At 45.0% G+C, this 422-nt stretch carries 1 protein-coding gene; it reads right to left on the bottom strand.

Translation table 11 applies throughout. From position 1 onward, the window contains the following. A partial coding sequence (locus C1E58_RS05555; RefSeq protein ID WP_161951279.1) for a transposase occupies positions 1-422 on the bottom strand: 422 nt, incomplete at both ends.

Below are 422 nucleotides of genomic sequence, written 5' to 3'. Positions count from 1 at the left end.
TCTGTCTCATGTAGGAGTTGTTTGAGTCCCTCGCTAGTGAGGCATTCTTCCTTGGACAAGGCAGTATTCACCCCTTCTTGAACTAGCTTGTCATAAAGGGCAGAAATGTTTCCATTCAAGGCATCTTCATAGCGTTCAACGGCCTTTTTCCACGTGAAAGAATACTTGTTGGCATCAGCTTCTACCTTGGTCCCGTCAATGAAGAGAGCCTCATCTTCAATCAATCCATTCTCTCTGAGGAGGAGAGTGAAGTAGATGAAGGCAGTTTTGATGAGCTGGTTGGCGTGTGTGCTAGCCCTAAAACTATTGATGGTCCGATAACAGACATAGGTATCCTGACTCAGCCATTTCATAGGAATGACTTCTTCATTCATTTGAACGATTTTTCGACCAGAGAATACCTGGCGAGCATAGGCGAACAG

This window comes from Streptococcus suis, from assembly GCF_002964575.1.
Taxonomy (GTDB): Bacteria; Bacillota; Bacilli; order Lactobacillales; family Streptococcaceae; genus Streptococcus; species Streptococcus suis_R.
Note: the sequence above shows the minus strand (reverse complement) of the source record. Positions and strands in the feature narration are given on the sequence as shown.